The 26,188-nt window shown below is 71.6% G+C and carries 21 protein-coding genes; 15 read left to right on the top strand and 6 right to left on the bottom strand.

What is annotated here, in order from left to right; all coding sequences use genetic code 11:
- Positions 1 to 31: 31 nt before the first annotated feature.
- On the top strand, positions 32 to 427 hold the full coding sequence (locus B118_RS0104990) for a DUF3040 domain-containing protein (RefSeq protein ID WP_018223247.1): 396 nt from the start codon (positions 32 to 34) through the stop codon (positions 425 to 427).
- Between the two features lie 50 nt (positions 428 to 477).
- Here B118_RS0104990 and B118_RS0104985 read toward each other — a convergent pair whose 3' ends face one another.
- From B118_RS0104985 to B118_RS0104975, 3 genes are read right to left on the bottom strand one after another with little or no spacing between them, the layout of a single operon-like run.
- A complete protein-coding gene (locus B118_RS0104985) occupies positions 478 to 2,937 on the bottom strand; it encodes a transglutaminase TgpA family protein (RefSeq protein ID WP_028192454.1) in 2,460 nt (819 codons plus the stop codon).
- Positions 2,938 to 2,953: 16 nt separating this feature from the next.
- Complete coding sequence (locus B118_RS0104980) at positions 2,954 to 4,249, bottom strand: DUF58 domain-containing protein (protein ID WP_018223249.1); 1,296 nt, start codon at positions 4,247 to 4,249, stop codon at positions 2,954 to 2,956.
- A 1-nt stretch (position 4,250) separates the two neighbouring features.
- Positions 4,251 to 5,303: an AAA family ATPase gene (locus tag B118_RS0104975; protein ID WP_018223250.1), complete on the bottom strand. Its 1,053-nt coding sequence runs from the start codon at positions 5,301 to 5,303 to the stop codon at positions 4,251 to 4,253.
- A 326-nt stretch (positions 5,304 to 5,629) separates the two neighbouring features.
- Between B118_RS0104975 and mbhE the strand changes: the two genes are divergently transcribed.
- From mbhE to leuS, 7 genes are all read left to right on the top strand, one after another.
- Positions 5,630 to 8,380 (top strand): hydrogen gas-evolving membrane-bound hydrogenase subunit E, encoded by a 2,751-nt coding sequence (mbhE, locus tag B118_RS0104970; RefSeq protein WP_018810886.1) that lies wholly within the window; start codon positions 5,630 to 5,632, stop codon positions 8,378 to 8,380.
- Positions 8,377 to 8,700, top strand: coding sequence for a sodium:proton antiporter (locus B118_RS0104965; protein WP_018223252.1), 324 nt, complete (start codon positions 8,377 to 8,379; stop codon positions 8,698 to 8,700). The genes mbhE and B118_RS0104965 overlap by 4 nt, the downstream gene beginning before the upstream one ends.
- On the top strand, positions 8,679 to 10,163 hold the full coding sequence (locus B118_RS0104960; protein ID WP_028192453.1) for a monovalent cation/H+ antiporter subunit D family protein: 1,485 nt from the start codon (positions 8,679 to 8,681) through the stop codon (positions 10,161 to 10,163). The genes B118_RS0104965 and B118_RS0104960 overlap by 22 nt, the downstream gene beginning before the upstream one ends.
- A 55-nt stretch (positions 10,164 to 10,218) precedes the next feature.
- A complete protein-coding gene (locus tag B118_RS0104955) occupies positions 10,219 to 10,605 on the top strand; it encodes a Na+/H+ antiporter subunit E (RefSeq protein WP_018223254.1) in 387 nt (128 codons plus the stop codon).
- Between the two features lie 3 nt (positions 10,606 to 10,608).
- Positions 10,609 to 10,866 carry an MrpF/PhaF family protein gene (locus tag B118_RS0104950; RefSeq protein WP_018216379.1) on the top strand — a complete coding sequence of 86 codons (258 nt, stop codon included), beginning with the start codon at positions 10,609 to 10,611 and terminating at the stop codon, positions 10,864 to 10,866.
- Positions 10,863 to 11,219: a monovalent cation/H(+) antiporter subunit G gene (gene mnhG, locus B118_RS0104945; protein ID WP_018810888.1), complete on the top strand. Its 357-nt coding sequence runs from the start codon at positions 10,863 to 10,865 to the stop codon at positions 11,217 to 11,219. Before B118_RS0104950 ends, mnhG begins: the two co-directional genes overlap by 4 nt.
- A gap of 267 nt (positions 11,220 to 11,486) precedes the next feature.
- On the top strand, positions 11,487 to 14,351 hold the full coding sequence (gene leuS / locus B118_RS0104940; protein WP_027645221.1) for a leucine--tRNA ligase: 2,865 nt from the start codon (positions 11,487 to 11,489) through the stop codon (positions 14,349 to 14,351).
- A 108-nt stretch (positions 14,352 to 14,459) separates the two neighbouring features.
- On the opposite strand, the gene B118_RS0104935 is transcribed toward leuS, so the two are convergent.
- From B118_RS0104935 to B118_RS0104925, 3 genes are read right to left on the bottom strand one after another with little or no spacing between them, the layout of a single operon-like run.
- The gene (locus B118_RS0104935; protein ID WP_018810890.1) at positions 14,460 to 15,245 is read right to left on the bottom strand and encodes a TVP38/TMEM64 family protein; all 786 of its coding nucleotides are present in this window, start codon (positions 15,243 to 15,245) and stop codon (positions 14,460 to 14,462) included.
- A complete protein-coding gene (locus B118_RS0104930; RefSeq protein ID WP_018223258.1) occupies positions 15,242 to 15,961 on the bottom strand; it encodes a type 1 glutamine amidotransferase in 720 nt (239 codons plus the stop codon). The genes B118_RS0104935 and B118_RS0104930 overlap by 4 nt, the downstream gene beginning before the upstream one ends.
- Positions 15,951 to 17,198 (bottom strand): MurT ligase domain-containing protein, encoded by a 1,248-nt coding sequence (locus B118_RS0104925; protein ID WP_018223259.1) that lies wholly within the window; start codon positions 17,196 to 17,198, stop codon positions 15,951 to 15,953. Before B118_RS0104925 ends, B118_RS0104930 begins: the two co-directional genes overlap by 11 nt.
- A 352-nt stretch (positions 17,199 to 17,550) precedes the next feature.
- On the opposite strand from B118_RS0104925, the gene mraZ reads away from it, so the two are divergent.
- The 7 genes from mraZ to mraY all read left to right on the top strand — a co-directional run bounded on the left by mraZ (position 17,551) and on the right by mraY (position 26,180).
- Positions 17,551 to 17,979, top strand: coding sequence for a division/cell wall cluster transcriptional repressor MraZ (mraZ, locus tag B118_RS0104920; RefSeq protein WP_012014432.1), 429 nt, complete (start codon positions 17,551 to 17,553; stop codon positions 17,977 to 17,979).
- A 204-nt stretch (positions 17,980 to 18,183) separates the two neighbouring features.
- The gene (gene rsmH, locus B118_RS0104915) at positions 18,184 to 19,290 is read left to right on the top strand and encodes a 16S rRNA (cytosine(1402)-N(4))-methyltransferase RsmH (protein ID WP_033660477.1); all 1,107 of its coding nucleotides are present in this window, start codon (positions 18,184 to 18,186) and stop codon (positions 19,288 to 19,290) included.
- The gene (ftsL, locus tag B118_RS0104910) at positions 19,280 to 19,858 is read left to right on the top strand and encodes a cell division protein FtsL (RefSeq protein ID WP_018826754.1); all 579 of its coding nucleotides are present in this window, start codon (positions 19,280 to 19,282) and stop codon (positions 19,856 to 19,858) included. The genes rsmH and ftsL overlap by 11 nt, the downstream gene beginning before the upstream one ends.
- A 2-nt stretch (positions 19,859 to 19,860) precedes the next feature.
- On the top strand, positions 19,861 to 22,011 hold the full coding sequence (locus B118_RS0104905) for a peptidoglycan D,D-transpeptidase FtsI family protein (protein WP_026270606.1): 2,151 nt from the start codon (positions 19,861 to 19,863) through the stop codon (positions 22,009 to 22,011).
- A gap of 52 nt (positions 22,012 to 22,063) precedes the next feature.
- Positions 22,064 to 23,647 (top strand): UDP-N-acetylmuramoyl-L-alanyl-D-glutamate--2,6-diaminopimelate ligase, encoded by a 1,584-nt coding sequence (locus B118_RS0104900; protein ID WP_456300021.1) that lies wholly within the window; start codon positions 22,064 to 22,066, stop codon positions 23,645 to 23,647.
- Positions 23,644 to 25,059 carry a UDP-N-acetylmuramoyl-tripeptide--D-alanyl-D-alanine ligase gene (locus B118_RS0104895; protein ID WP_018223264.1) on the top strand — a complete coding sequence of 472 codons (1,416 nt, stop codon included), beginning with the start codon at positions 23,644 to 23,646 and terminating at the stop codon, positions 25,057 to 25,059. Before B118_RS0104900 ends, B118_RS0104895 begins: the two co-directional genes overlap by 4 nt.
- Complete coding sequence (mraY, locus tag B118_RS0104890; protein WP_018223265.1) at positions 25,056 to 26,180, top strand: phospho-N-acetylmuramoyl-pentapeptide-transferase; 1,125 nt, start codon at positions 25,056 to 25,058, stop codon at positions 26,178 to 26,180. Before B118_RS0104895 ends, mraY begins: the two co-directional genes overlap by 4 nt.
- Positions 26,181 to 26,188 lie beyond the last annotated feature (8 nt).

Genomic DNA, 26,188 nt, shown 5'->3' with positions numbered 1-26,188 from the left:
GGGCCGACCAACGTGACCGGGGAGGAGTGCCGTGCCGCTCTCGGAGCACGAGCAGCGGCTGTTCGATCAGATCGAGCGGTCGCTTGCCGAGGACCCCAAGTTCGCCTCGGCCGTGCGCGCCAGCGACCCGCGTTTCCACGCGCGGCGTCGTTTGCTCATCGCCGCCGGCGTGGTCGTCGTCGGCCTGTCCCTGCTGGTTTACGGCGCGGTGATCAAGACCCCGCCGCTGGCGGTGGCGGGTTTCGTCGTCATGTTGGCCGCGTTGGGCTTCGGGGCGCAGTCGCACCGGCGGTCGCAGTCCCCCGACCTGCATGTCGTGGGCGGGACGACAACGCGCCGCCGGTCCCGTGGGCGGTCGGGGCGTCGACCGTCAATCCTGGATCGGATGGAGGACCGGTGGCGGCAGCGCCCGGAGGGGCGCCGTTGAGACCTTGACCGTCCCGCCCCAACCGGCGACGACCGGTTGGGGCGGGTGTGTCAACGGGGGCGGCGGTCGGCGAGTAGCCGGCGCGGGCTCCAGCGTAGGGTCACGGCCCGGAACCGACCGTAGGACGACGTCAGGCGGGTCAAGACGGCAGCGGCGGCCGTCTGCCAGCGCAGCAGCACCGACGAGGGCAGGGTTGCCGCCAGCAGGCGCGTACGGCGGTCGGATCTTGCCACGAGCGCGGCCCGAACCCGGCGCAGAGCTGGCAGCAGCGGCTCCCCGGGGTGCGGATCGCGGGCGTAGCGGGCGAGTTCCTCGGCCCGGCCCAGCAGCCGTACCGCTGAACCGGCCTCGCTGTCCGCACGGAAGGTGTCGCGGGCGAGTCGGCTCGCGGTGGCGCGCGGTGTCTCCGCCCCGTTGATCCGTTGCCGGAAGTCCACCAACGTGTCCAGCAACTCGTCCCAGGCCGCGTGCGCGTCGGCCCGTGCCCGGTCCGCGTCGGCCAGCACCACCATGCGGTGGTCGTCCGAAGGTTTACCGCCGGTGGTCACCCCGGCCCGCGCGGCCGACGGCGTCCGGCTGCTGCCACTGCGCCGTCGGCGTAGGGCGGACCGGCGTAACGCCGGTGCGGTGAGCAGCACGAGCAGGGCCAGCGCCCCGACCGCCCACCAGAGCCAGGATGATCCGGGCCGGGTGGGGGTGCTGGTGCCGTTCGACAGCCCCGACAACTCCCCCTCCAGCCCCTCCTGCAGCTGGTTCTGACTCGTCTCGGAACCGGAGCCCGCCGGCCCCGCTGACGCGCTCGGCCCCGGGGCGACCTCCTCCTCCACCTCAAGATCGGGGGCCCAGTCGGAGCGGACCGACCCCGGCACGCCGTACGCGGGAGTGGCGTCGAACGGAACCCAGCCGAACCCGTCGAAGTAGACCTCGGTCCAGGCATGCAGGTTGCGGTTGGTCAGCACGTAGGCGTCACCGTCGGACCTGGTGCCGGTGGTGAAGCCGAAGGCGACCCGAGCCGGAATGTCGGCGGCCCGGACCAACCAGGCCATCGCGGCGGCGTACTGCTGACAGAAACCGACTTTGTTGGTGAGGAAGTCGACGATCTCGGAACCGCTGGTGCCTCCCTCGGTGCTGAGGGCGTAACTGAACCCGTTCTCCGTGGCGAAGTGGTCATAGATGGCCCGCACCTTGTCGTACTCGGTGTCTTGGCCCTGGGTCAGCTCGTCCACCAACGCCTCCACCGCGGGCACCGCCGGCGTGGCCGTCTGTCGGCGGAGGCTGTGCTCGGCCGGGAGTGGGCGGGCCTGCCGCAGGGCCGCCGGCGAGTAGGTCGACCGCACGTACTCGAACTCGTAGCGCTTGCCCGACGAACGCTCCCGATTGGAGAAGAGGACCTGTTGGTTCGGGTCGAAGGACCAGCTGCCGTCCAGCTTGAACTGCACCGGCTCGGCGTACACCGGCAGCAGCGGCATGTCGAAATTCGCAGTCACCTCGACCGTCGCCTGGTAGCGGGCGCGGGTGATCTCCGCCCGGTCTGGCACGGTCGGGCGGAACTCCTGGTTGATCGGTGTACCACTGGGAGAGCGGGCCTGGAAGCCACCGCTTCGCAACTGGTCGGCGGTGCCGAACCGTAGATAGGGCGGGGACGGCTCATTGGTGGTCACCTTCACCAGGTCGGTGATTTCGCCCTGGTTGAGCTGGCCCTGGAGGGCCGAGAAGAGGTCGACCTGGCCGGTTGTGCCCCGGCCCGATCCGCCCGTGCCGTCCCCGGCGCCTGAGCCGAGCGTGCTGAGTAGGCCGCTGGTCATCCCCGGCACCGCCAGCGGCAGCAGGACCGCGACCGCGACCCCCACCGCCGCGAGCCGGCGACCAGCGGCGGCAAGCGGGGAGGCCTCCCACACGTCCACCCCCCGGCCGTCGCCGGTGAATCGCCGGCCGAACCGGCGTACCCGGTCGACGTTGTCGGCGGCCAACAGCCACAGGTAACCGGCCGCGCCGACGGCGAACGGCACCGGGGGGACGCTGTTCACGTAGATGGCCACCGGGACCGAGTAGATGGCCAGCATCGGCAGACCGGCGAGTGCGGGCCGGCGCAGCCCGACCACCAACAGGTCCACCAGCACGGCGACCCCGCCGATGCCGAGTGCGGTGAGGAACAGCATTGGGTCCGTGTCGGGCACCTTCACGCGGTAGCTGCGCATGTCTACCAGCGACGCCTCTGCCAGCGCCCCGAAGTGCCCGATGGTGGCCGGGGTCGGCACTACGCCCAGCAACTCGGTGCCCGCGGGGAACAGCCAGGTCAGAGCGAGTAACAGGCCACCGAGCATGGCCAGCACCTGCCCCCACAGCGGGGCCCGGCCCAGCCGGGCCAGGGCGGCCACCGCGGCCACCGCGGCGACGGTGATGGTCGACTGGACCAGCCAGGTCCAGCGGTCGAAGATGGCTGACAACGGCGCCGCGGCGAGCAGTGTCGCGGCCGCAGCGACCAAGCCCAGATTCCGGTGGGAGTTCATGCGCGCGGCCTCCGGTTCATCGTCTGCTCGCCACGGTCTCGGCCGACGCCGCCCGGACAGCGAAGCCCTGCGCGCCCCGCCCGGCCTGCGGCCACAGGGCCGGTAGCCGGGAACCATGGTCTACGCTGATCACTCGCCAGCCACTTCGGACCAGCGCAAGCGCGGCGGCGGCGTGCGCGTCGTCGGCCTCGGCCCGGGCACCAGCCGGCAGGGTCAGCCAGGTGGAGCTGTTCTGTAGGAACGCCACGCAGGTAGCGCCGTTGCCGCGTAGCGCGGCCAGTAGTTCGGCCTCAACGGTGCTGAGCGTCCCGAACAAGCCGACGATCAGACCACCGCCGACGTGTTGCCGAACCTCCCGGATCAGCGTGGCGAGCTCGGTCCGCTGGTCGAGGCGGGCGTCGGCGAGGTTGTCCAGGAGGAGCCCGTGCCCGGCCGCCTCCGTCGCGTCGATGTCCGTGCCGGAGCCGGTGAGCAGCCGGAGCCGGTAGCCGCTCTGTCGCAGGTGCACGGCGATGCTCGCGGCGGCGGAGACCGCCCACTCGAAGCTGGCCGTCGGCCCGTCACCACAGTGCCCGTACGCCCGGGTGTCCAGCAGCACGGTGGCGCGGCTCTCCCAGGGTTGCTCCTCGCGGCGGACCATCAGCTCACCGGTGCGCGCGGTGGACTTCCAGTGCACCCGCCGCAGGTCGTCGCCCAACCGGTACTCCCGGGTCGCCGCATCATCCTCGCCGTGCACCGCCACCGACCGGGCCCGGCTGTCGCCGCTGCCCGCGTACTCGCTGGGAAGTCGGACTGTGGGCAGGGGCGTGGCCTGCGGGACCACCGTCAGCTGGTCGGTGCTGGGGAAGGCTCGGGTCACCTCGCACAGACCGAACGGGTCGGTCATCCGGACCACCAGTGGGCCGAGCCTGTATCGGCCGCGCACGTCGGCCCGCACCGTGTACGCCACCGAGCTGGCCTGCTGCGCGCCGAGCCGGTCCAACACGACCCGGGGCCGGCTGCCCAGCGCGTACGGCAGTCGGTCCTCCAGCAGGAGCGTACCGGTGGGCAGGCGGGACAGGTTCTGGAGCCGCAGCACCACCCGGGAGCTGGCGCTGACCGGTACCCGCTCTGGTTCCAGTGACCGATTGCACGCCAACTTGTAGCGGCTACGGCCAACGTAGAGTGCGGCCAGCAGCGGCAGGACCGCGAGTAGCGCCGCCACCCGGAGCAGGTCCCGTTCACCGAGGATGGCGGCCGAGATCCCCGCCGCGACCGCCGCGGCGAGGAACGACCGGCCCCGCGTGGTCAGCCCGCGCAGCCCGTCGCGCACCTCACGCCCTCCGCGGCTCGTACGGGGCGCGGCCGCTGTCGGTGGCGGGCCGGGTGTCGTACGACGAACGCCGGCGCTCCTGCGGCAGCGGCAGCCGGTGCACCAGCTCGGAGACGATCGTGTCGGTGGTGCGTCGGGCCAGCTGGGCGTCGGCGGTCGGGATGATTCGGTGCGCCAGCACCGGTACGGCCAGCACCTGCAGATCGTCGGGGAGGACGTAGTCGCGCCCCTCGAGCGCGGCGACCGCGCGGGCCGTGCGCAGCAACTGGAGGGTCGCTCGGGGCGAGGCGCCGAGGCGGAGGTCGGGAGCCTCGCGGGTGGCGGTGACCAGCTCCACCGCGTAGCGCTTGACGGCGTCGGCGACGTGCACCTGCCGGACGTGGGTGATGAGTCGGCTCACGATGCCGGCGTCGGAGACCGGCCGCAGCGACTCCAGCGGGTCGGTGCCACCATGCCCGTCGAGCATCGCCAACTCGGCCCCGACGTCCGGGTACCCCATCGCGATCCGGGCGGTGAACCGGTCGCGCTGGGCTTCCGGCAGCGGGTAGGTGCCCTCCATCTCGATCGGGTTCTGGGTAGCGACCACCATGAACGGCGTCTGCAGCGGGTAGGTCATGCCGTCCACGGTGACCTGCCGCTCCTCCATACACTCCAACAGCGCGGACTGGGTCTTCGGTGAGGCCCGGTTGATCTCGTCGCCGACCACCAGGTTGGCGAAGACAGCGCCGGGACGGAACTCGAAGTCGTGCGTCTCCTGGTTGTAGACGCTGACCCCGGTGACGTCGCTGGGTAGCAGGTCGGGGGTGAACTGGATGCGGCGTACCGAGCAGTCGATCGAGCGCGCCAGTGCCTTGGCCAGCTTGGTCTTGCCGACTCCGGGGACGTCCTCGATGAGCAGGTGACCCTCGGCGAGTAGAACGGCGAGGGCGAGTTGCACGGTGGCGGTCTTACCCTCAATGACCTGTTCGATGTTCGCCACGATCGCGTCACCGACGGCGCAGAACTCATCGTGTGGCAGCAGATCGCCCACCTCGTCCCAGGTCTGTTGGGTCACGGACGTCCTCCTCGTCGCCTCGACGGCAGCTCCGTCCGGAGCGGCTGGACCCGCCGTTGGGTTCGTGCGGTCCGCGCAAGCCTCGTCTGCCGCAGAAATCTCACTGGCCTCTCAGGCTAGCGATGTTTGACACCGCAGCCGACCGTCACCGGTGTTCCATCGCATACGTCCGGATTATTCGTCCGTCGGGGGGAGGTGTCGACGGGGCGCCGGACGGGTAGTAGTCCGCAGCCCCGACACGGTCGGTGGAGTAGGGAGAAGGCGATGGCAGCCGTGGCGGCGCCGGGGGTTCGTGGGCGACACCGGTCCGGCTGCTGCGGGCCGGCATGATTCTCGCTGTCGTCCTCGGCGGGCAGTTCCTCCTCGCTGCCGTAGCGCCGGTGTTGACCTGGTGGTTGGGGCGAAACGCCGGCTACCTGCTCGCCGTCGGTTACCTGGCCGGGGCGGGCCTGCTCCTCTCCCAGCGTCCGCTCCTGCTCGCCGACCAGGCCGTCGCCGTCTCCTGGCCGTGGCTACCGTCGCTGGGGGTCTACGCGGAGCTGCGGATGGACGCGCTCAATCTCATCTTCGCCCTGCTGGTGTTGGGAGTGGGCGCGTTCGTCATGGCGTACTGTCCGCGCTACCTGAGCCCGGACAGCCGGCACACCCGGGTGTACGTGACGATGACCCTGTTCGCTGCGGCGATGCTGGGTCTGGTGCTCGCCGACGACCTGCTGCTGCTCTTCGTCTTCTGGGAGCTGTCCAGCATCCTGTCGTTCGTTCTCATCGGGCAGGACGGTCGCCCGCAGGCCCGTGGGCCGGCGATCCAGGCCCTCGTCATCACCACCACCGGTGGGGTGGCGCTGCTGGTGGCGGTGGTCGTGCTGACCGTGAGCCTCGGCACCAGCGACCTCCATCTGATCCTGGCCGATCCGGGCCGGCTGGCGACCGGACCCGCCTGGGCGGCGGGCGCCCTGGTGATCTTCGCGGCGATCACGAAGTCGGCGCAGGTGCCGTTCCACTTCTGGCTGCCCGGTGCCATGGTCGCCCTCACCCCGGTCAGCGCCTATCTGCACGCCGCCACGCTGGTGAAGGCGGGCATCTACCTGCTGATGCGCTTCTCGGCGCTGTTTGGCGGACAGTGGCCGTGGGACCTGACGTTGATTGGCCTCGGGCTGCTCACCGCGATCGTCGGCGCGCTGTTGGCGCTCCGCCAACACGATCTCAAGGCGCTGCTCGCGTACTCCACGGTGAGCCAGCTCGGCCTGCTGGTCAGCGTCATCGGCGTCGGCACGCCCGCCTCGGACGCGGCGGCGATCCTGTACACGATCGCGCACGCCCTGTTCAAGGCGACGCTGTTCATGCTGGTGGGAATCATCGACCGGCAGGCGGGCAGCCGGGACATCCGGGCCCTGTCCGGGTTGCGGCGGGCGATGCCGATCACCGTGACGCTGACCGTGTTGGCGGCCATGTCGCTGGCCGGTCTGCCGCCGACGATCGGCTTCGTCGGCAAGGAGGCGATCTTCGAGGCGCTCATCACGGTGGACGCGGTGCCCTGGCTCGGGTGGATCGCCGCCGGCCTGGCGGTGCTCGCCGCGACGCTCACCTTCGCGTACGCCGCGCGGCTGGTCCACGGTGTCCTCTCTGGCCCGACCCGGCAGCGTGAGCTGCACGAACCGGCCTGGTCGTTCCTGGCACCGGCGGCTGTCGCGGCGCTCCTCGCCACCGCTCTCGGCCCGGCCGTCGCAATCCTCAGCCCGATGGTGGAGCGGGCCGCCAGCGATGCCCGCCCCCAGGGGCCGGCGCCCTACCTGGCCTTCTGGCATGGCTTTACCCCGGCGCTCGGGCTCTCCGCGCTCACCGTCCTGCTCGGGACGCTGCTGTTCTGGTACCGGCGCCGGACCGGCCCGGTGCTCGCGGCGATACCGACCACCCCACCGTTCACCGGCTACCTCGAGCGGTTCCGGCGTGCCCTGCTGCGCTTCGGGGCGGTCGTCGCCCGACCCGCCCAGGTCACGGCTCCGGCTCCCTACCTGGCCCGGCCGCTGCTGGCTGTGGTGGCGCTGGCGGCGGTCGCCGGGCTGCTCCTCGGTCCGCTGCCCACCGGACATCCGGACGCCACCCGACCTGGGGACTGGCTCGTGCTCGGGCTACTACTCGTCGCCCTCGCCGGCCTGTTGACCACCCGGTCGGCGCTCGCGGCGGTCGCGCTGACCGGCGCGGTCGGCCTGATCCTGGCAGCCTGGTTCCTCACCACGGGCGCCCCGGACGTGGCGCTCACCCTGATGCTGGTCGAGGTGCTCACCACGGTGGTGGTCATGCTCGCCCTGCGGGGCCGGCCCGGAAGGTTGGTCGCGCCGGGCCGACGAGTGGGCTTGATCGCCGGCGCCGGGTTGGCGGTGCTCGCCGGGGTGGCGGCGGCGGTGGCGACCGCGGCGTTGACCGGCCGCCGCGACCTGTCGCCCGCCGGCGACTGGTACCTGCGGGAGGCGTCCGCGGCCACCGGTGGGCAGAACCTGGTCAACACCATCCTCGTCGACTTCCGGGCCCTGGACACCCTCGGCGAGGCGGTCGTACTCGCGGTGGTCGCGGTTGGGCTGATCGGGCTCGCCCGGCCGGCCAAAGCCGTAGGGCAGCGTCCCGACGCCGTACGGCACGCCGTCGATCCGGTGCTTGAGCTGGCGTACCGCGTGCTGGCCCCGGTCATGCTGGTCGCCTCCGCGGTGTTGTTCCTCCGTGGCCACCAGGAGCTCGGGGGCGGGTTCATCGCCGCCCTGCTCGCCGGTACCGCGGTCGGCCTCGGCCACCTGGCGCATCCCGCGGGAGCGCCGCTGCTGGGCCGCCTCCGGGGAGCGCCACTGCTCACCGTCGGCCTGCTACTGGCGCTGGTCGTGGGCTTGGCGCCGGTGGCTGTGGGCCGGGCCTTCCTGACCCCGGTCAAGCTCCCGTTGCCCGGCGTCGGTTCGGTGTCGTCGGCTCTCCTGTTCGACCTGGGTGTGTACCTGATGGTGCTGGCCCTGGTCGTGGCGGCGGTCCGCCGGCTGGACAGCGCGCCCGCCGGCCCGGCGCCCGGGCCGATTCGGGAGCGGGTCCGATGAGCGGGCCGCTGATCGTCGGAGTGCTGGTGGCGGCCGGCGTCTTCCTCCTGCTCCGCCCCGGGCAGCTGCGGCTGGTGCTCGGCTTCGTGCTGCTCGGGCACGCGGTGAACGTGCTCCTGCTGGCCGCTGGTGGGCTGCACCGGCGGGAGCCGCCGGTCGACGGCGGCGGCCCGGAGAGCGCCGACCCGCTGCCCCAGGCCTTCATCCTGACCGCCATCGTGATCACCTTCGGTATCACCGTCTACCTGCTGCGGCTGCTGCGCCGCGGCGCCCGGCGGGGAAGTCGCCCACCGGAGACGTGGGACGGGGGGCCGCGGTGAGCATCCTGTTGATGGTTCCGGTGGTGGGTCCGCTTCTCGCCGCCGCCGTGTTGCTCACTCTTCCCGACCGGCTGGTGCTGCGCCGGGTGGTGGCGCTGCTCGCCACGGCGGCCGTCATCGCGGTGGGTGTTGTCCTGCTGGTGGCGACCTCCGACGGCGCGGTTCCGGTGCTCCGGGTCGGCGGCTGGCCGCCGGTTGTCACGATCACCTTGGCGGCCGATCCGCTGAGCGCGTTACTGGTCACGGTCTCGGCGATGGTGGTGCTGGCCTGCCTGGTGGCTGCCGCCGGGACCGGGGATGACTGCCAGCGGGCCTTTCTGCCGCTGACGATGGTGCTGTCGGCAGGGGCGTACGGCGCCTACCTCACCACCGATCTGTTCAACCTGTTCGTGCTGGTCGAGGTCATGCTCGTTCCGTCCTACGTGCTGCTGGCGCTCTCCGGCGGCCCGGGGCGTGCCGGTGCGGGCCGGGTGTACATCGCCACCAGCCTGCTCGGCTCCACGATCCTGCTGGCCGGCGTCGGACTGCTCTACGGGGTCACCGGTACGGTCGGGCTCGCGGACCTCGCCGGTACGGCCCGGGAGGTCCCCGCCGCCGCAGCCGCCGGCGGTGTCGTGCTGCTGGCGTTCGCGCTCAAGGGCGCGCTCGTGCCGCTGCACGACTGGCTGCCCCGCGCCTACCCGGTCGCCTCGCCGGTGGTCGTCGCGCTCTTCTCCGGTCTGCTCACCAAGGTGGGGCTGTACGCGATCATTCGAATCTACGCCGTGTTGTACGGCGGCGACCCGGCGTACCACCCGTTGCTGGTGGCGGTGGCGCTGGCGTCCATGGTGATCGGGGTGCTCGGCGCGATCGGCGTCGGTTCGATGCGGAAGGTGCTGGCCTTTCACATGGTGAGCCAGATCGGGTACGTGCTGCTTGGGCTGGCCCTGTTCACCGCCGCGAGTCTCGCCGCCGCCATCTTCTACCTGGCCCAGTACGTGTTGGTGAAGGCGGCACTGTTCCTGTGCGCGGCGGTGGTGGGAGCCACCCGTGGTACCGACCGGTTGAGTCGGCTGGGTGGGCTGGCCGCGTCCAGCCCGCTGCTCGCGTTGGCCTTCGGCGTCGCCGCTCTGTCCCTGGCCGGTCTGCCCCCGTTCGGCGGGTTTCTCGCCAAGTTTCTGGTGCTGCGGGCCGCCAACGAGGTCGGTGACTGGCTCGTGCTGACGGTGGCGGTGTTGGTCAGCCTGGTGACGCTGCTGTCGATGCTGAAGATCTGGGGTGTCGCGTTCTGGGGTGAGGTGCCGCGAGCGGCCCGGGAGCGAACCGCCCGCCCCGGTCTGGCGCTGCTCGGACCGCCGTTGGCGCTCGGCGCGTGCGCGCTGCTGCTTGGGCCATTGGGCGGGCCGCTGCTGCAGGTGGCCGATGACGCCGCGGCGGGGCTGCTGGAGCCGGCCGGGTATGTGCGGGCGGTGAGCGGCCGATGAGTGGCGTGGTACGGCGGGCGGTGAGCCGGCGGTGAGCGGTGGGGGGTACCGGGCAGTGGGTGGCGTGGTGCGGCGGGCCGCGCTCCGGGCGGCGCGGATCGTGGGGTTCCTGGCCTGGTTCACGGGCCGGCTGGTGCAGGCGAACCTGGTGGTGGCCCGGGAGATCGTCACTCCGGGCCTGGGGCTGCAGCCCGCGGTGGTTCGGGTTCCGCTGCGCGCCCGGACCGACTCCGAGGTGGCCCTGCTCACGCTCTTCGTCACCCTGACCCCGGGCACCCTCGCGCTGGCGGTGCGGCGGGACCCGCGGGTGATGTGGGTGCACGGCATGTACGCCGACGACGCGACGGCGTTTCGCCGCGCCGTGGCGGAGTTGGAGGGGCGGCTGTTGGCTGCCGTCCGGCCGGTCGGCGGCGGCCGGGCCGGTGGTGAGGGAGGTGGGTGACGGATGCTCCTACTCGACGTGGTGCTGGTGGTGCTCGCCCTGTCGATGACCGTGGTGCTCGGCCGGCTGATCGTCGGCCCCACCGACGCCGACCGGGCCGCCGCGCTCGACCACGGCTTCTTCGTGTTCCTGGCGGCGGTGGCGGTGTTGGCGGTGCGGCTGGACGCGCCCGGGCTGCTGGACCTGGTCCTCACCGGCACCCTGGTCAGCTTCTTGGCCACGGTCGCGTTGGCCCGGCTGGTACATCGGCGGCGGCCATGATTCGTTTGCTGGTCGCCTCCGCGCTGCTGGTCATCGGCGCCGGCCTGATCGTGATCAGCTCCATCGGGTTGATCCGACTGCCCGATGTCTACAACCGGATGAACGCCGTCGCGAAGTCCGGCAGCCTGGGCCTGATCTGCGTCCTGCTGGCGGTGTTGTTGTTGCTGCCCGGCCCCCGGACGGTGCTGGTGGGCCTGGTCGCCATCGGGCTGCAACTCGTCTCGGCGCCGGTCGGCGGGTACGCCCTGGCCCGCGCCGCCTACCGGGCCGGTAGCCCGCTGGCGGACAGCACGCGCTATGACGAACTCGGCGGGCGGGTCCCAGCGGCACCCCGGCGGCCGGGCCGCGGATGACCGGTCTGGCCGGACGGGCCCGGGGATGACCGGCTCGGGTGGCCGCGGGCGCGCTCCTGGATGCCGGCGGGGTACACTCCGGGGCATGGCCGGAGTCTTCCTGCTTCTTACCGGGCCGTGCTGATGCGCTGAACGCGCGACAGCACGGCGGCCCCTCCTGCGCGAGGGGCTTTTTCGTGCCCGTCGCCGGCCCGGTCCCGCCGGCAGGTGGCGAGCATCAACCGACACCGCACGAGACCATCCGCGCCGACTGAAGCGAGGAGAGCCATGACTGAGGCAGCCGCACCGGCCAGCGAGATTCCCCCCTTCCGCTACACGGCGGCCCTGGCCGACGAGATCGAGCGCCGTTGGCAGGACACCTGGGAACGCGAGGGCACCTTCCACGCTCCCAACCCGACCGGCCCGCTGGCCGACCCCGAGCATCCGCGGGCGGGAGCGGAGAAGCTGTATGTACTGGACATGTTCCCGTACCCGTCGGGTGCCGGGCTGCACGTCGGCCACCCGCTGGGCTACATCGGCACCGACTGCTTCGCCCGCTACCAGCGGATGGCCGGGCGGAACGTGCTGCACGCGATGGGCTTCGACGCCTTCGGGCTCCCCGCTGAGCAGTACGCGGTGCAGACCGGCACCCACCCGCGTACCACCACCGAGGCGAACATCGCCCGGTACAAGGCGCAGCTGCGCCGGCTGGGGCTGGCCCACGACGAGCGCCGCTCGGTGGCCACCATCGAGGCCGACTTCTACCGCTGGACCCAGTGGGTCTTCCTGCAGATCTACAACGCCTGGTACGACAGCGAGGCGAAGCGGGCCCGCCCGATCACCGAGCTGATCGCCGAGTTCTCCGGCGGTGTCCGGCGCACCCCCGACGGGCGACCATGGGGTGCGTTGACCGACGCCGAGCGGCGGTCCGTCGTTGACCAACACCGGCTGGCGTACGTCTCGCAGGCACCGGTCAACTGGTGCCCGGGGCTGGGCACCGTGCTGGCCAACGAGGAGGTCACCGCCGACGGCCGCTCCGAGCGGGGAAACTTCCCGGTCTTCAAGCGGAACCTGAAGCAGTGGATGATGCGGATCACCGCGTACGGTGACCGGCTCCTGGACGACCTGGAGCAGCTGGACTGGCCCGAGCCGATCAAGCTGATGCAGCGGAACTGGATCGGCCGCTCCATCGGCGCGCACATCGAGTTCCCCACCTCGGCCTCGGATTCGGACCCGGGGGGCGAGCAGCGGATCAGCGTCTTCACCACCCGGCCGGACACGATCTTCGGCGCCACCTACCTGGTGCTGGCGCCCGAGCACGACCTGGTGGACGAACTGGTACCGACGGCCTGGCCGGCGGGGGTTCCGCAGGCCTGGACCGGCGGGCAGGCCAGCCCACGGGCGGCGGTGGCGGGCTATCGCAAGGTGGCCGCGGCAAAGACCGACCTGGAGCGGCAGGCCGAGACGAAGGAGAAGACCGGCGTCTTCACCGGGGCGTACGCCACCAACCCGGTCACCGGGGCCCAGATTCCGATCTTCATCGCCGACTACGTGCTGGCCGGCTACGGGACCGGCGCGATCATGGCGGTGCCCGGTCAGGACGAGCGGGACTGGGCCTTCGCCGAGGTGTTCGACCTGCCCATCGTCCGTACCGTCCAGCCGGCCGAGGGGTTCGCCGGTAAGGCGTACACCGGTGAGGGCGCGGCCATCAACAGCGCCGTGCCCGAACGCGGCCTGGACCTGAACGGCCTGGCTGTCGCCGAGGCCAAGGCGCGGACCATCGCCTGGCTGGAGGCGGAGGGCCACGGCTCGGGCGCGGTGACCTACCGGCTGCGGGACTGGCTGTTCAGCCGGCAGCGGTACTGGGGTGAGCCGTTCCCGATCGTCTACGACGAGACCGGCGCCGCCATCGCCCTGCCGGAGGAGTTGCTGCCGGTCGAGCTACCCGAGGTGGATGACTTCTCGCCCCGCACCTTCGATCCCGCGGACGCGGAGTCGAACCCGGAGACGCCGCTGTCGCGACGCCGGGACTGGGTCGAGGTGGAGCTGGACCTGGGCGACGGTCCGAAGCGCTACACCCGGGAAACCAACGTGATGCCGCAGTGGGCCGGCTCCTGCTGGTACGAGCTGCGCTACCTGGACCCGACCAACGCCGACCGCTTCGTCGACCCGGAGACCGAGCGGTACTGGATGGGTCCCCGTGGCGAGGGCGACTGCGGGGGCACCGACCTGTACGTCGGCGGCGCCGAGCACGCCGTACTGCACCTGCTCTACGCCCGGTTCTGGCACAAGGTGCTGTACGACCTGGGGCACGTGTCGAGCTTCGAGCCGTTCCGCAAGCTGTTCAACCAGGGCTACATCCAGGCGTACGCGTACACCGACGCGCGCGGGGCGTACGTGCCGGCGGAGGAGGTGGTCGAGCGCTCCGGTGCCTACTACCTGGGCGATGTCCAGGTCAACCGTGAGTACGGCAAGATGGGCAAGTCCCTGCGGAACGTGGTGACACCGGATGAGATGTGTGCCGCGTACGGGGCGGACACGTTCCGGGTGTACGAGATGTCGATGGGCCCGCTGGAGGTCTCCCGTCCCTGGGAGACGCGGGCTGTGGTGGGGTCGTTCCGGTTCCTGCAGCGGGTCTGGCGGGCGATCGTGGATGAGCGCAGCGGCGCGTCCCGGGTGGTGGACGAACCGGCCGACGAGGCGACCCGTCGACTGCTGCACCGGATCGTGGACGGGGTCCGGGGCGATATGGACGCGATGCGGTTCAACACCACGATCGCGAAGCTGATCGAGCTGACCAATGCGGTGACCCGACTACCGGCGACGCCGCGTGAGGTGGCCGAACCGTTGGTGTTGATGCTGGCGCCGTTTGCTCCGCACATCGCCGAGGAGCTGTGGCGCCGGCTGGGTCACGAGACCTCGTTGACCTACGCCGACTTCCCGGCCGCCGATCCGGCCCTGCTGGTGGCCGAGTCGGTGACGTACCCGGTGCAGGTCAACGGCAAGGTGCGGGGTCGGATCGAGGTGCCGGCCGACGCGGCGGAGGAGACCGTCCGGGCGGCGGCGCTGGAGGCGGTCGCCGCCTCGCTCGCCGGCAAGGAACCCCGCAAGGTCATCGTGGTCCGTGGCCGAATGGTGTCCGTCGTGGCCTGAGGTCCACTCCTCAGCCCACACTGCCGATCACGGAGTTGTGGTGCCGGGCGGGTACCGGTTCGGGATGCGCCGCCCCACCACCTCCGTGCTGGATATGGGTGCGTCGGCTCAGCGCCGGCTACGAGTCCGTTCTGGGCTGCGTGCCCCGCTGGTCCGCTCGGCGCGCCACCAGCGGTGGAGGAGCACCGCGCTGGCGATCAGGCCGAGCCCGGCCGGGGCGGCGGCGAACCAGTTGACCTCGCCGGGTGAGGTGACCGCGGCGCCGACGGCGGCGTATCCGAAGGCGGTCGGCGCGGAGGCGACGACACTGCCGACGAGAAACGGCAACACCCGCGCCCCGGTGGTGCCGTAGCCGTAGCTGACCAGGCCGAAGCCGGCGATTGGCAGCAGCCGTACGGTAACGACACCGAGTACGTTCTGCCGGGTGAACCAGCCGTCCAGCCGGGCGAGGCGACCGCGAATCCGGTCGGCGACGAACTCCCGACCGAGGAACCGGCCGATGGTGAAGCCGACGGCGGCTGCCAGCAGTGCCGCGCCGAGCGCGTACGCGGCCCCTTCCACGGCGCCGAATAGCGCACCGGCGGCCAGGGTGATGAAGGTACGGGGGACCAGCGCAACGAGCAGGAGCGCGCCGCCACCGATCGCGGTGATCGGGGCGTACCCGCCCAACTGGTCGGCGAGGTCGGGCAGGGCGGCCGGGTCCGGGCGGGGAACCACCAGCAGCGCCACTCCGAACCCGGCTAGCAGAAGCAGTAGCAGGCCAAACCGGCCGGCCGCCGGGTCCTGCCCCCGCCACCAGCGGGGCTGGACGGCGGGGGGTTCCCAGCGGTGGGAGGTGCCCGGATCGTGGTGGCCGCCGCGGGGAGTGGGGTCGCGGCGACCGTCGTGGGTCACGGTCGGGCGGCGGCCACTGCGGCGTGGCGTTCGGCGCGGAGTCGGTTCGACCAGGTGTCGTCCAGTGGGGGGAGCTGGTTGACACCGACTGCCCAGCGCAGCAGCAGGTCGGCCAGGGCCGGGTTACGAGCCAGGGCCGGTCCGTGCGAGTAGGTGCCGAGCAGTTTGCCCCGCCAGGCCCCTTCGGTCCGGGTGTCGTTGCCGATCCCGGCGGTCAGCTGGGCCAGCGGCGACACCTCCGGGCCGAGGCGGGTACGCCCACCGTGGTTCTCGAACCCGGACAGCGGTGGCAGGCCCAGCCGTGAGTCGATGTTGCCGGCCAGTTCGCCGATGGCGCGGGTGGGGCCCCGGTCGGAGGAGAGGTCCAGCAGTTCCAGGCCGGCGTACTGCGTGCCCTTGGCGAAGAAAGAGGAGCCGAGGAGCTGGTAGCCGGCGCAGACGCCGAACACCACCGCGCCCTGCGCGGCGGCACGGTGTAGGCCGCCGTCGGCGATGAGCCGTTGTGCCCCGAGCGCCTGCGGGCCGTCTTCGCCGCCACCGACCAGGTAGATGTCGGCGGTGGCAGGCAGCGGTTGGTCGGAGCGGACCTCCAGCACCTCGACCGGGTAGCCGCGCCGCTGGGCGCGGCTGGCCAGAATGAGTGCGTTGCCCCGGTCACCGTAGGTGGAGAGCAGATCCGGGTAGACCCAGACGATGCGCAGGCTGTCAGAGAACACGGTCCAACTCCGCTCGGATGTCCTGGAACGCGGTGTAGTTCGCGATGACCTCCAGTCGGCCTGGTGGGACCGACTGGATCGCCTCGGTGAAGGTGCGTACGTGCTGGAACGGCACGCCGTTCACGTCGAGTCGAACGGCCAGGTCGAACGCTCGGTCACCGGTGATGAGTACCTGCCGGCCCCGCAGTGGGCTGAAGTCGACGTCGAAGAGCCAGGAGGTGTCCAGCCCGTCTGGATCGCGGGCGTTGATGGACAGCAGTGTCGGCGCCTCGTCGGCCATGTCGAACGCCTCCAGCCAGCTGGCCGGGTTCTTCGCCAGCAGCAGGCGGATCAGCCGGCCGTCTCGTTCGACCTGCGCGTACCGGCCGGCGATCGAGGTGACTGAGCTGAGCTTGAGTACGGCGTCAACCGGTCGTACGCCGAACTCGGCCGCGACGGCGAGGGCGGTGGCGGCGTTGCCGAGATTGACCGTGCCCGGGAGCTGGAGCTGGACCTTGTGCCAGGCGCCGGTCGGATCGATCACGCCGTCGTCCTCGACGGACCACTGCGGTTGTGGCCGGCGCAGCGGGCAGCCGGTGCACCACCACTGGTCGTTCTGCCGGGCGATGGTCGAGCCGCACTCGGGGCAGACCCAGGAGTCGTCGTGCCAGCGTTGGCCAGCGCTGAACCAGGTGACCTGGGGCGGGGTGAGGCGCTGGTCGTGGTTGGTCGGCGGGGTGGCGGCCCAGACCACCATCGGGTCGTCCGCGTTGGCGATGACCCGAAGCTCGGGGTGGCGGATCAGCGCCGCGCGCCAGAGCTGCGCCATCATGGCGACCTCCCGGGCCCGGTCCAGCTGGTCGCGGGAGAGGTTGAGCAGTGCCACCACGTGGGCATCGGTGGCGTCCAGCACCTGCGCCAGGTAGTGCTCGTCCACCTCGAGCACCGCGTACGGGGTGCTGCCGGCCTTGGCGAGCGCCGAGGTGTGCCCGGTGGGCATGTTCGCGCCGAACGAATTGGTGGCGACCTTGCCGAGTACGCCGACCGCGGCGGTGGCGAGTCGGGTGGTCGTCGTCTTGCCGTTGGTGCCGGACACCAGGGCGATGGCGCGGCCCGCGGCGAGGTGCGCGAGGAGCTCCGGGTCGATCTTCAGGCCGATCCAACCACCGATAACCGAGCCGTCCCCGCGGCCCGCGGCCCGCGACAGGGCCGCGGCGGTCCGCGACACGGAGCTGGCCACCTTCGCCCGTAGGGGCATTCTCGCGTCCGTCACGCGAGCGAGGTTACTCCACGCCCGGGCTCCCCAGATCGCTGCTGGCGCGGAACGCTTCGACTCGTTGCCCGATGCGGCCGAGCCGATCGGGGGCGGGAGTGGAGTCGATCTATGTCGGACGGTGGGTGGCTCCCGGCGTGGTGCTGCCCTCCACTCCGCTCCACCCGCTTTGACGTGCGGTTTTGGTGGGACGGTCGCCGCGCCGCGCGGGCGATTCTGGTTGCAGGTGGAGGGAAGTGGAGTAGAGTGGGGCCCGATGGTGCGGCCGGGAGGGCGCACCGGCCCGGGGGTCAGCGGCGCCGCGAACGCCGCTTGAAGGGGCGAGGGGGTTAGGGCCGTGTTCCTCGGCACCCACACTCCGCGCCTGGACGACAAGGGTCGGCTGATTCTTCCGGCGAAGTTCCGGGATGAGCTGGCGGGGGGTGTCGTGATCACCAAAGGGCAGGAGCGTTGCCTCTACGTATTCCCGACGCCGGAGTTCCAGCACATCGCGGATCAGCTACGCGCGCAGCCGATGACGCACAAGGCGGCCCGGGCCTACAGCCGGGTCTTCTTCGCCAGCGCGCACGACGAGGTCCCCGACAAACAGGGGCGGGTGACCATCCCGGGCCACCTGCGGGAGTACGCCGCGCTTGACCGGGATCTGGTGGTGATCGGTGCGCACACCCGGGTGGAGATCTGGGACCGGGTCGCCTGGGAGAGCTACCTTGCCGAGAGTGAAGACGAATTCGCTGACATCGAGGAGGGGGTGCTGCCCGGTCTGTAGGCGCGACGGCGCCTGGCGTACTGCGAGATCTCCAGCCGCTTTCGAGTTCCTGGCATCCCTTCCCCGGTGCCAGGCGCGCGATCCGATCGGGGGCCGTTGCCGGAAGGCGGGCGGGAGCGGATGGGGATCTGGCAGTACGACGACGGGGCGCCGTCCGACGACAGGCACGGCACGACAGACGGGACGGAACCAGTGGGGGGCGACATGGGGGAGTTGCGCGGCGCGCACGTGCCGGTGTTGCTTGAGCGTTGTCTCGAGCTGCTGTCTCCCGCGCTGGACCGGCCGGGGCAGACGGTCTACGTTGATGCGACGCTGGGGCTGGGTGGGCACGCCGAGGCAATCCTGACGGCGCATCCGCGGACCGTGCTGGTGGGGCTGGACCGGGACACCGAGGCGCTGGCGCACGCCCGCGTACGACTGGCCCGCTTCGCGGACCGGGTGCACCTGGCGCACGCCGTCTACGACGAGTTGCCCGAGGTGCTCGATCAGCTCGGCCATCCGGTCGTGGACGGGATCCTCTTCGATCTCGGGGTCTCCTCGTTGCAGCTTGACGCGCCCGACCGTGGGTTCGCCTACGCGCAGGACGCTCCGTTGGACATGCGGATGGACCAGAGCCGGGGAGTGACCGCCGAAGAGGTGGTCAACACCTATTCGCATCCGGAGCTGGCCCGGGTGCTGCGGGTCTACGGCGAGGAGAAGTTCGCGCCGCGAATCGCGTCGGCGATCATTCGGGAGCGGGCCCGGGCCCCGATCACCTCGTCGGCGCGGCTGGCCGAGTTGGTCCGGCAGAGCATCCCCGCGCCAGCCCGGCGCACCGGTGGCCATCCGGCAAAGCGAACTTTTCAGGCGCTACGGATTGAGGTGAACAGAGAGTTGGCGGCGCTGGAGACGGCGCTGCCGGCGGCGCTCGACCGGCTCACGATCGAGGGCCGGATGGTGGTCCTGTCCTACCACTCGTTGGAGGACCGGCTTACCAAGGTGGCGCTCGCGGACCGGGTTCGCAGCAAGGGCCCGATCGACCTTCCGGTCGAGCTGCCGGGGACCGGCCCGACCTTCCGGCTCCTCAGCCGAGGGGCGGAGCTGCCCGGCGAGGCGGAGGTCGCGGTGAACCCACGGGCGGCCTCGGTGCGGCTGCGGGCCGCCGAACGGCTCGATCCGACCATGCAGCAGCGCCAGCGTACCGACCGCGAACGGTACCGGCGGCGGGTCCGGGCGATGCACCAACCGGGGACGGGGTCGGCCGTGCGGCGGCCGGCCTCGGGGGATGACGGGACAGGGGCGGATGACGAGGGGGAGGGACATGACGATTGACAAGCGCGACCGCCGGCAGGGGGCCGGCGCCGGGCAGCGCACACCGCGGTCGGGGGGCCGGATCGCGGCGGAGCGGGCCACGCGCACCGGCACCCAGCCGCGGTCGGGGGCGACCCGCGCGCGGGGCACGCGTGCGTTCCCGACCCAGGGCACCGCGGCGCTGCGCCCGAGCGCGCGGACGGTCAGCACCCGAACGACCCGGCTACGGGTGGCGCCACCGGCTCCGGTGTCGGTGCCGCGCGCACCGTTCGCCACGTTGGTCGTGGCACTGGTGGTCGGTGGGGTGCTCGGCATCCTGTTGGTAAACACCAAGATCAACGAGAACGCGATTCGCCTGGGTGAGCTCCGGGAGCAGCAGACCACCCTCAACCTGCAGCAGCAGCAGCTGAACCAACAGATCACCGAGGCGGAGGCACCGGGCAACCTGCTCGAAGCCGCTCGCAAGCTTGGCCTCGTCGAGCTCGAGCCGGGTTACATCCAGCTGCCCGACGGCGGCGCGGCCATTGATGTGCCACAGCCGGGCAGCGGGCCATCGTCGGGGGTCGGCCAGCCGGGTACCGGGGGATAGTCGTGCCGCCCAGATCGGAGGAGCCGCGCCGGGACGCCAAGGGGTCCCGGCGCGGTCCGTCCCGCGCCGACAGTTCAGCCGATCCCCGTCCGGCCGAGTCGGGTGGTGGCATCTCCGGTGCCCGGGCCTACACCCCTCGCGGCCGCAGCATCGGCGAGCAGCGGCTGGGGGAGGCCCGCGCAGGTCGCGCCGAGCCCCGTCGGGCACCGCAGGGAGGTCGCGGTCGCTCCGGTGACCCGTTCCGGCCGGCACTCCAGGTGCTCAGCGGAGGGCGGGCCGGTGCTGCCCGGCGGGCGAACCCGCCGCGTCGCACCTCCGTGGTGCGCACCGTGCCCCGGCGTCCACCGGCGGAGGAGCCACCGCCGCGGCGACGCCCGCCGCGCCCAACCTCAGCTCGGCCGAAGCGACGCCGCCGGCTGAGGCCACCCCGCCTGGCCGACTCCGGCCGTCGGCTGCGGCTCGGCACCGCGCTGGTGCTGACCCTGTTCACCGTCATCGGTATCCGGCTCGTCGTGCTGCAGGTCGTGGAGAATCCGGACTACGCCGGCGCCGGAATCGACGACCGGCTGAAGGTCGTGGTTCTGCCGGCGCCTCGTGGTTCGATTCACGACCGGGACGGGGAGGTGCTGGCGCACAGTGTCGAGGCGCGGTATGTCTTCGCCGACCCGACCCAGATCGCCGATCCGGTGGCCACCGCGCAGGCACTCTCCGAGCCGCTCGGTATCCCGGCGTCGAAGCTCGCCGATCGGATGCGGAAACGCGACGGGCCCAACGGGAACGAACTGCAGTTCGTATACCTCAAACGGGGGGTGGACGTTGACCTGGCCGAGCAGATCGAGGATCTTGGGCTGGCTGGTATCGACACCCGCCAAGATGAGCGACGGGAGGTCCCCGGAGGGGATCTGGCCGCCAACCTGATCGGCATCACCAGCCAGGAGATGGTCGGCCTGGAGGGGCTCGAAGCCGGCTACGACAAGGTGCTCGCTGGCAAGGACGGCCTGGAACGCTACGAGGCGGGGCGGGGTGTGCAGATCCCCGGGGGCTTCAGCGAGACGACCGAGGCGAAACCGGGCAGCTCGCTGTGCCTCACCCTCGACCGGGACCTGCAGTACATGGTCCAGGCCAAGCTGGCCGAGGCGATGGAAGCGGTCAACGGCTCGACCGCCACCGCGGTCGTCCTGGAGGTGGGCACCAGCGAGGTTCTGGCCCAGGCCTCCTACCCCACCTACAACGTCGCGAACTGGGGGGAGAGCGACCCGGCCGACCGGGATGACGTGGCGACCACGTTTGTGGTCGAACCGGGGTCGGTGCACAAGGCGATCACGTTCGGCGCCGCCCTCCAGGAAGGCGTCATCACCCCGGACACCACGCTGCCCGTACCCAACACCATCCGCCTCGGCGGCACCCCGTTCTTCGACACCACCAAGGTGGACGGCCGACGGATGAGCCTGGCGGGGATGATGGCGTACTCCTCCAACGTCGGCACCATCGCCATCGCCGACCGGCTCGGTCCGGAGCGGCTCATCGACTACCAGAAGCGCTTCGGGCTGGGTGAGCCGACCGGTGTCGGGCTGCTCGGCGAGGCGAGCGGCGCGGTGCTGCCCGCCGACGAGTGGAGTGCCTCGTCGCATGGGTCGGTGCCGATCGGGCACAGTGTGGACGCCACCGCGATCCAGATGGCTGCCGCGTACGCGACCATCGCCAACGACGGCACGTACGTCGCGCCGCGCCTGGTGAAGGAGATCGTCGGGCCGCGGGGAGAGCGGACAACGCCGGAGGCGCCGACGACCCGGGAGGTGTTGACCCCGGAGACCGCCGCCGAGCTGCGTACCCTCCTGGAGGCGGTGACCACCGTAGACGGCGCGACCGGTCGGGCCGCGGCGGTCCCCGGCTACCGGGTGGCCGGCAAGACCGGCACGGGCACGCGGCTGGTAGACGGGCAGAAACAGCCCGGTGAGGTGGCGGCGTTCATCGGGATGGCCCCGGCTGAGAAGCCCCGTTACGTGATCGCTGTCTTCGCCCACACTCCCAATGGTGGGGGTGGCGACATCGCCGCGCCGGTGTTCGCCGACATGATGCGGTTCACCCTGCAGCACTATCGGGTGCCGCCGTCGCAGGTCCCACCGCCCAACTTTGACGTCTTTCCCCGCTGAGCAGCGTAGACGGGACATCATCGGTGCGTGCCGACGAACCACCGGGGCGGCTGTGCGGCCGGAACCGGACGACCGGGTAGGGTCTGACGCCGTGTCCGGCAAACCTCGCCCTCGTAGCGTGACCGGAATCCGGCTCGGTAACCTCGCCGCTCGGCTCGCCGCCGAGTCCGGCGCGGACGCTGTTGATCTCCGGTCCGGTCCAACGGAACCGACGGTCACCGGAGTGACACACGCCAGCCAGGAGGTCCGCCCCGGCGACCTGTACGCGGCCCTGCCCGGTGCCCGGCGGCATGGCGCCGAGTTCGTCTCGGCCGCGGCCGAGGCTGGTGCGGTGGCCGTGTTGACCGACCCGGATGGCGCGGCGGCGACCGCGGAAGCCGGTCTGCCCATGCTGGTGGTGCCGGACCCGCGGACCGTGCTGGGGGACCTGGCCAGTGTGGTGTACGGCGAACCGACCGCCGGGTTGACGGTGATCGGGGTGACCGGAACCGCGGGCAAGACCTCCACGGCGTACCTGGTTGAGTCAGGACTGCGGGCGGCCGGGCACACCACCGGCCTGATCGGCACCGTGGAGACCCGCCTCGGTGATCTGGTGATCGACAGCGTCCGGACCACGCCCGAGGCGACCGACCTGCACGCCATGCTCGCCGCTGCCCGAGAGCGCGGCGTCACCGCCGTGGTCATGGAGGTGTCCAGCCACGCCCTGGCGATGGGGCGGGTCGGCGGCGTCCGGTTCACCGTCGGCGGCTACACCAACTTCGGCTCCGACCACCTCGACTTCCACGCCGACTCCGCGGACTACTTCGCCGCCAAGGCGAAGCTCTTCGACGGCCGCTGCGCGGTGGAGGTGCTCAACCACGACGACCCGGCGCTGACTCCGCTGCGCCGACCCGCCACTGTGACCTACTCCGCGGCCGGCGACCGCGGCGCCACCTGGTGGGCCGACGAGGTCGGTGGCGAGGGGTACGCGCAGCGCTTCACCCTGCACGGCCCGCGCGGGCTGACCCTGCCCGCCAGGGTGGCCCTGCCCGGTCGACACAACGTCGCCAACGCGCTGCTCGCCGTCGCGGTGCTGGTGGCGGCCGGGGTGGCGCCGCGGCCCGCCGTCGCGGGAGTGGCCGACTGCGGCGGCGTTCCCGGTCGGCTGGAGCTGGTGCCGTCCCCCGGCCCGGTGCGCGGCGTCGTCGACTACGCACACAAGACCGATGCGATCGTCGCCGCGCTGGCCGCCCTGCGGGAGTTCAGCACCGGTCGGCTGATCTGCCTACTCGGCGCCGGCGGTGACCGGGACCGGGGCAAGCGGCCCCTGATGGGCGCCGCCGCCGCCCAGGGAGCGGATGTGGTGCTGGTGACCGACGACAACCCGCGGACCGAGGATCCCGCCGAGATCCGGGCCGAGGTGCTCGCCGGCGTGCGTCGGGCCGACACCGAGGTGCAAATCCTGGAGGTGCCTGGTCGGCGTGCGGCGATCACCGAGGCGGTCGAGCTCGCTGAGCCCGGGGACGTGGTGGCGCTGTTGGGCAAGGGGCACGAGCAGGGGCAGGAGGTTGGCGGACAGATGCATCCCTTCGACGACCGCACGGAGCTGGCGGCCGCGCTGCGGGCCCGCTTCGGCGACCGGCCGGGGCAGCCGTGATCCGGCTGAGCCTGGCCGAGGTGGCGGCGGCGGTTGACGGTCGGTTGGTCGCCGCCGACCCGAGCGTGGTGGTCACCGGCTCGGTCGAGTTCGACTCCCGCAAGGTCGCGCCAGGCGGGCTCTTCGTCGCCTTCCCCGGGGAACGGGTGGATGGGCACGACTACGCCGACGGGGCGATCCGGGCGGGCGCGGTGGCGGTGCTCGGCACCCGGGTGCTTCCTGGCGTGCCGATGGTGCTGGTAGCCGACGCCCAGCTGGCGCTGGGGCGACTGGCCCGCGCGGTGGCGGATCGGCTGCCCGAGCTGACCGTCGTTGGGCTCACCGGCTCCTCCGGTAAGACCAGCACCAAGGACCTGATCGCTGCCCTCACCTCTCGACTGGGGCCGACGGTCGCCCCGCCCGGCTCGTTCAACAACGAGCTGGGGCACCCCTACACGGCACTCCAGGCCGACCCGGGCACGCGTTACCTCGTGTTGGAAAAGGGGGCCCGCGGGGTGGGGCACGTCAGCTACCTCTGCGAGGTGGTGCCGCCGCAGATCTCCGTGGTGCTCAACGTGGGGGTGGCCCACATCGGTGAGTTCGGTTCCCGAGAGACCATCGCCCTGGCGAAGGGGGAGCTGGTGGCGGCGCTGCCGGCGGAGGGGCTGGCCGTGCTCAACGCCGACGACGACCTCGTCGCCGCGATGGCGACGCGAACCCGGGCCCGGGTGGTCCGTTTCGGCGAGGCGGCCGATGCCGATGTGCGCGCCGTTGACGTGGTGCTGGACGAGCGGGGCCGGCCCTCGTTCACGCTGGTGACTCCGGAGGGGCGCGCGCCGGTGCGGCTCGGGCTGACCGGCCGGCATCAGGTGTCCAACTCGCTCGCCGCCGCCGCGGTCGCCCGGGAACTGGGAATGCCGGTGACCGAGCTGGCGACCGCCCTGGGTGAGCTCGGGCTGGTCTCGAGTCGCCGGATGGATGTCTTCGAGCGGGTGGACGGGGTCACCGTCATCGACGACTCGTACAACGCCAACCCCGCCTCCATGGCCGCCGCCCTGCGGGCGCTGGCCGGGTTCGAGCGGCGGCGCACCATCGCGGTGCTCGGCTACATGGCCGAACTGGGGCCGTACGAGCAGGAGGGGCATGTCGAGGTCGGGCGACTCGCCGCCGAGCTCGGGGTGGACCGCCTGCTCGTGGTGGGCGAGGCGGCGGCCCCAATCCATCAGGGCGCAACATCGGTACGTGACTGGGAAGGAGAATCGGTGCAGCTCACCGATCAGGCGGACGCTGTCGAGGTGCTGCGGGGAGACCTGCGGCCCGGTGACGTCGTCCTGGTGAAGGGCTCGCGGTACCGCACCTGGGAGGTGGCGGACGCGCTGCGCGCCGACGCCGGGACCGATCGGGGCGCGGGAGCGGACGGTGGCCTGGCATGAGGGCAGTCATCGTCGCGGTCGGGGTGGCCTTCCTGGTCTCGCTGTTCTGTACCCCGATTGCGATCAAGGTCTTCACCCGGTTGAAGGCCGGCCAGCCCATTCGGGCCGAGGGACCGGTGATGCACCAGGGCAAGAAGGGCACGCCGACAATGGGTGGGGTGGTCTTCATCCTGGCCACCGTCATCGCGTATGTCGCCGGTCACCTGGCCCTGACCACGCTGCCGGACGCGCAGATCGCTCAGGTCGAACCGACCATCACGGCGCTGGTGCTGCTGGGGCTGATGGTGTTCTCCGGCGCGGTGGGTTTCATTGACGACTTCCTGAAGGTCCGCAAGCGGCACAGCGGTGGCCTCAACAAGCGCGGCAAGCTGCTCGGCCAGATCCTGGTCGGCGCGGTGTTCGGGGTGATCGCGCTCTACTTCCCGAGCACCATGACCGACTCTCAGGGCGCGTTGACCAACACCGAGACGGTCGGCAGCACGACGTTGAGTTTCATCCGGGACATCCCGGCGCTGGAGCTCACCAAGGTCGGTGCGGTCATCCTCTTCATCTTCGTGGTGATGGCCGCCACCAACGGCGTCAACCTCACCGACGGTCTGGACGGTCTGGCCACCGGTGCCTCGGTGATGGTGCTCGCGGCGTACGCGCTGATCGCCTTCTGGCAGTACCGGCACTGGTGCGCGGACCCGAACTACACCCAGGAGTACTGCTACGCGGTACGGGACCCGCTGGAGATCGCGTTGATCGCCGGCGCGGCGGCCGGTGCCTGCGTCGGGTTCCTCTGGTGGAACACCTCGCCGGCCCGGATCTTCATGGGCGACACCGGGGCGCTGGGCCTGGGTGGTCTGATCGCCGGGATGGCGATGTCGACCCGGACGATCCTGCTGCTGCCGATCATCGGCGGACTCTTCGTCATCATCACGATGTCCGTGGTGATCCAGATCATCTCGTTCCGGACCACCGGTAAGCGGGTCTTCCGGATGTCACCGTTGCAGCACCACTTCGAGCTCGCGGGCTGGAGCGAGGTCAACATCGTGGTGCGGTTCTGGATCATCGCCGGCATCGGGGTGGCGATCGCCCTGGGCCTGTTCTACAGCGAGTTCCTCGCCCGCGTCGGTTGACCGGACGC

Origin of the sequence: Salinispora pacifica CNR114 (genome assembly GCF_000514775.1) — a bacterium.
GTDB lineage: Bacteria > Actinomycetota > Actinomycetes > Mycobacteriales > Micromonosporaceae > Micromonospora > Micromonospora pacifica.
The sequence above is the reverse complement of the archived record's forward strand: the minus strand, read 5'-3'. Positions and strand labels throughout refer to the sequence as shown.

Bases quoted from the DNA above. Each gene is read 5' to 3' on its own strand.
- B118_RS0104985 (WP_028192454.1), bottom strand. From the start codon at position 2,937: ATGAACTCCCACCGGAATCTGGGCTTGGTCGCTGCGGCCGCGACACTG.
- mbhE (WP_018810886.1), top strand. From the start codon at position 5,630: ATGATTCTCGCTGTCGTCCTCGGCGGGCAGTTCCTCCTCGCTGCCGTA.
- B118_RS0104965 (WP_018223252.1), top strand. From the start codon at position 8,377: ATGAGCGGGCCGCTGATCGTCGGAGTGCTGGTGGCGGCCGGCGTCTTC.
- B118_RS0104950 (WP_018216379.1), top strand. From the start codon at position 10,609: ATGCTCCTACTCGACGTGGTGCTGGTGGTGCTCGCCCTGTCGATGACC.
- mnhG (WP_018810888.1), top strand. From the start codon at position 10,863: ATGATTCGTTTGCTGGTCGCCTCCGCGCTGCTGGTCATCGGCGCCGGC.
- leuS (WP_027645221.1), top strand. From the start codon at position 11,487: ATGACTGAGGCAGCCGCACCGGCCAGCGAGATTCCCCCCTTCCGCTAC.
- B118_RS0104925 (WP_018223259.1), bottom strand. From the start codon at position 17,198: ATGCCCCTACGGGCGAAGGTGGCCAGCTCCGTGTCGCGGACCGCCGCG.
- rsmH (WP_033660477.1), top strand. From the start codon at position 18,184: ATGGGGGAGTTGCGCGGCGCGCACGTGCCGGTGTTGCTTGAGCGTTGT.
- ftsL (WP_018826754.1), top strand. From the start codon at position 19,280: ATGACGATTGACAAGCGCGACCGCCGGCAGGGGGCCGGCGCCGGGCAG.
- mraY (WP_018223265.1), top strand. From the start codon at position 25,056: ATGAGGGCAGTCATCGTCGCGGTCGGGGTGGCCTTCCTGGTCTCGCTG.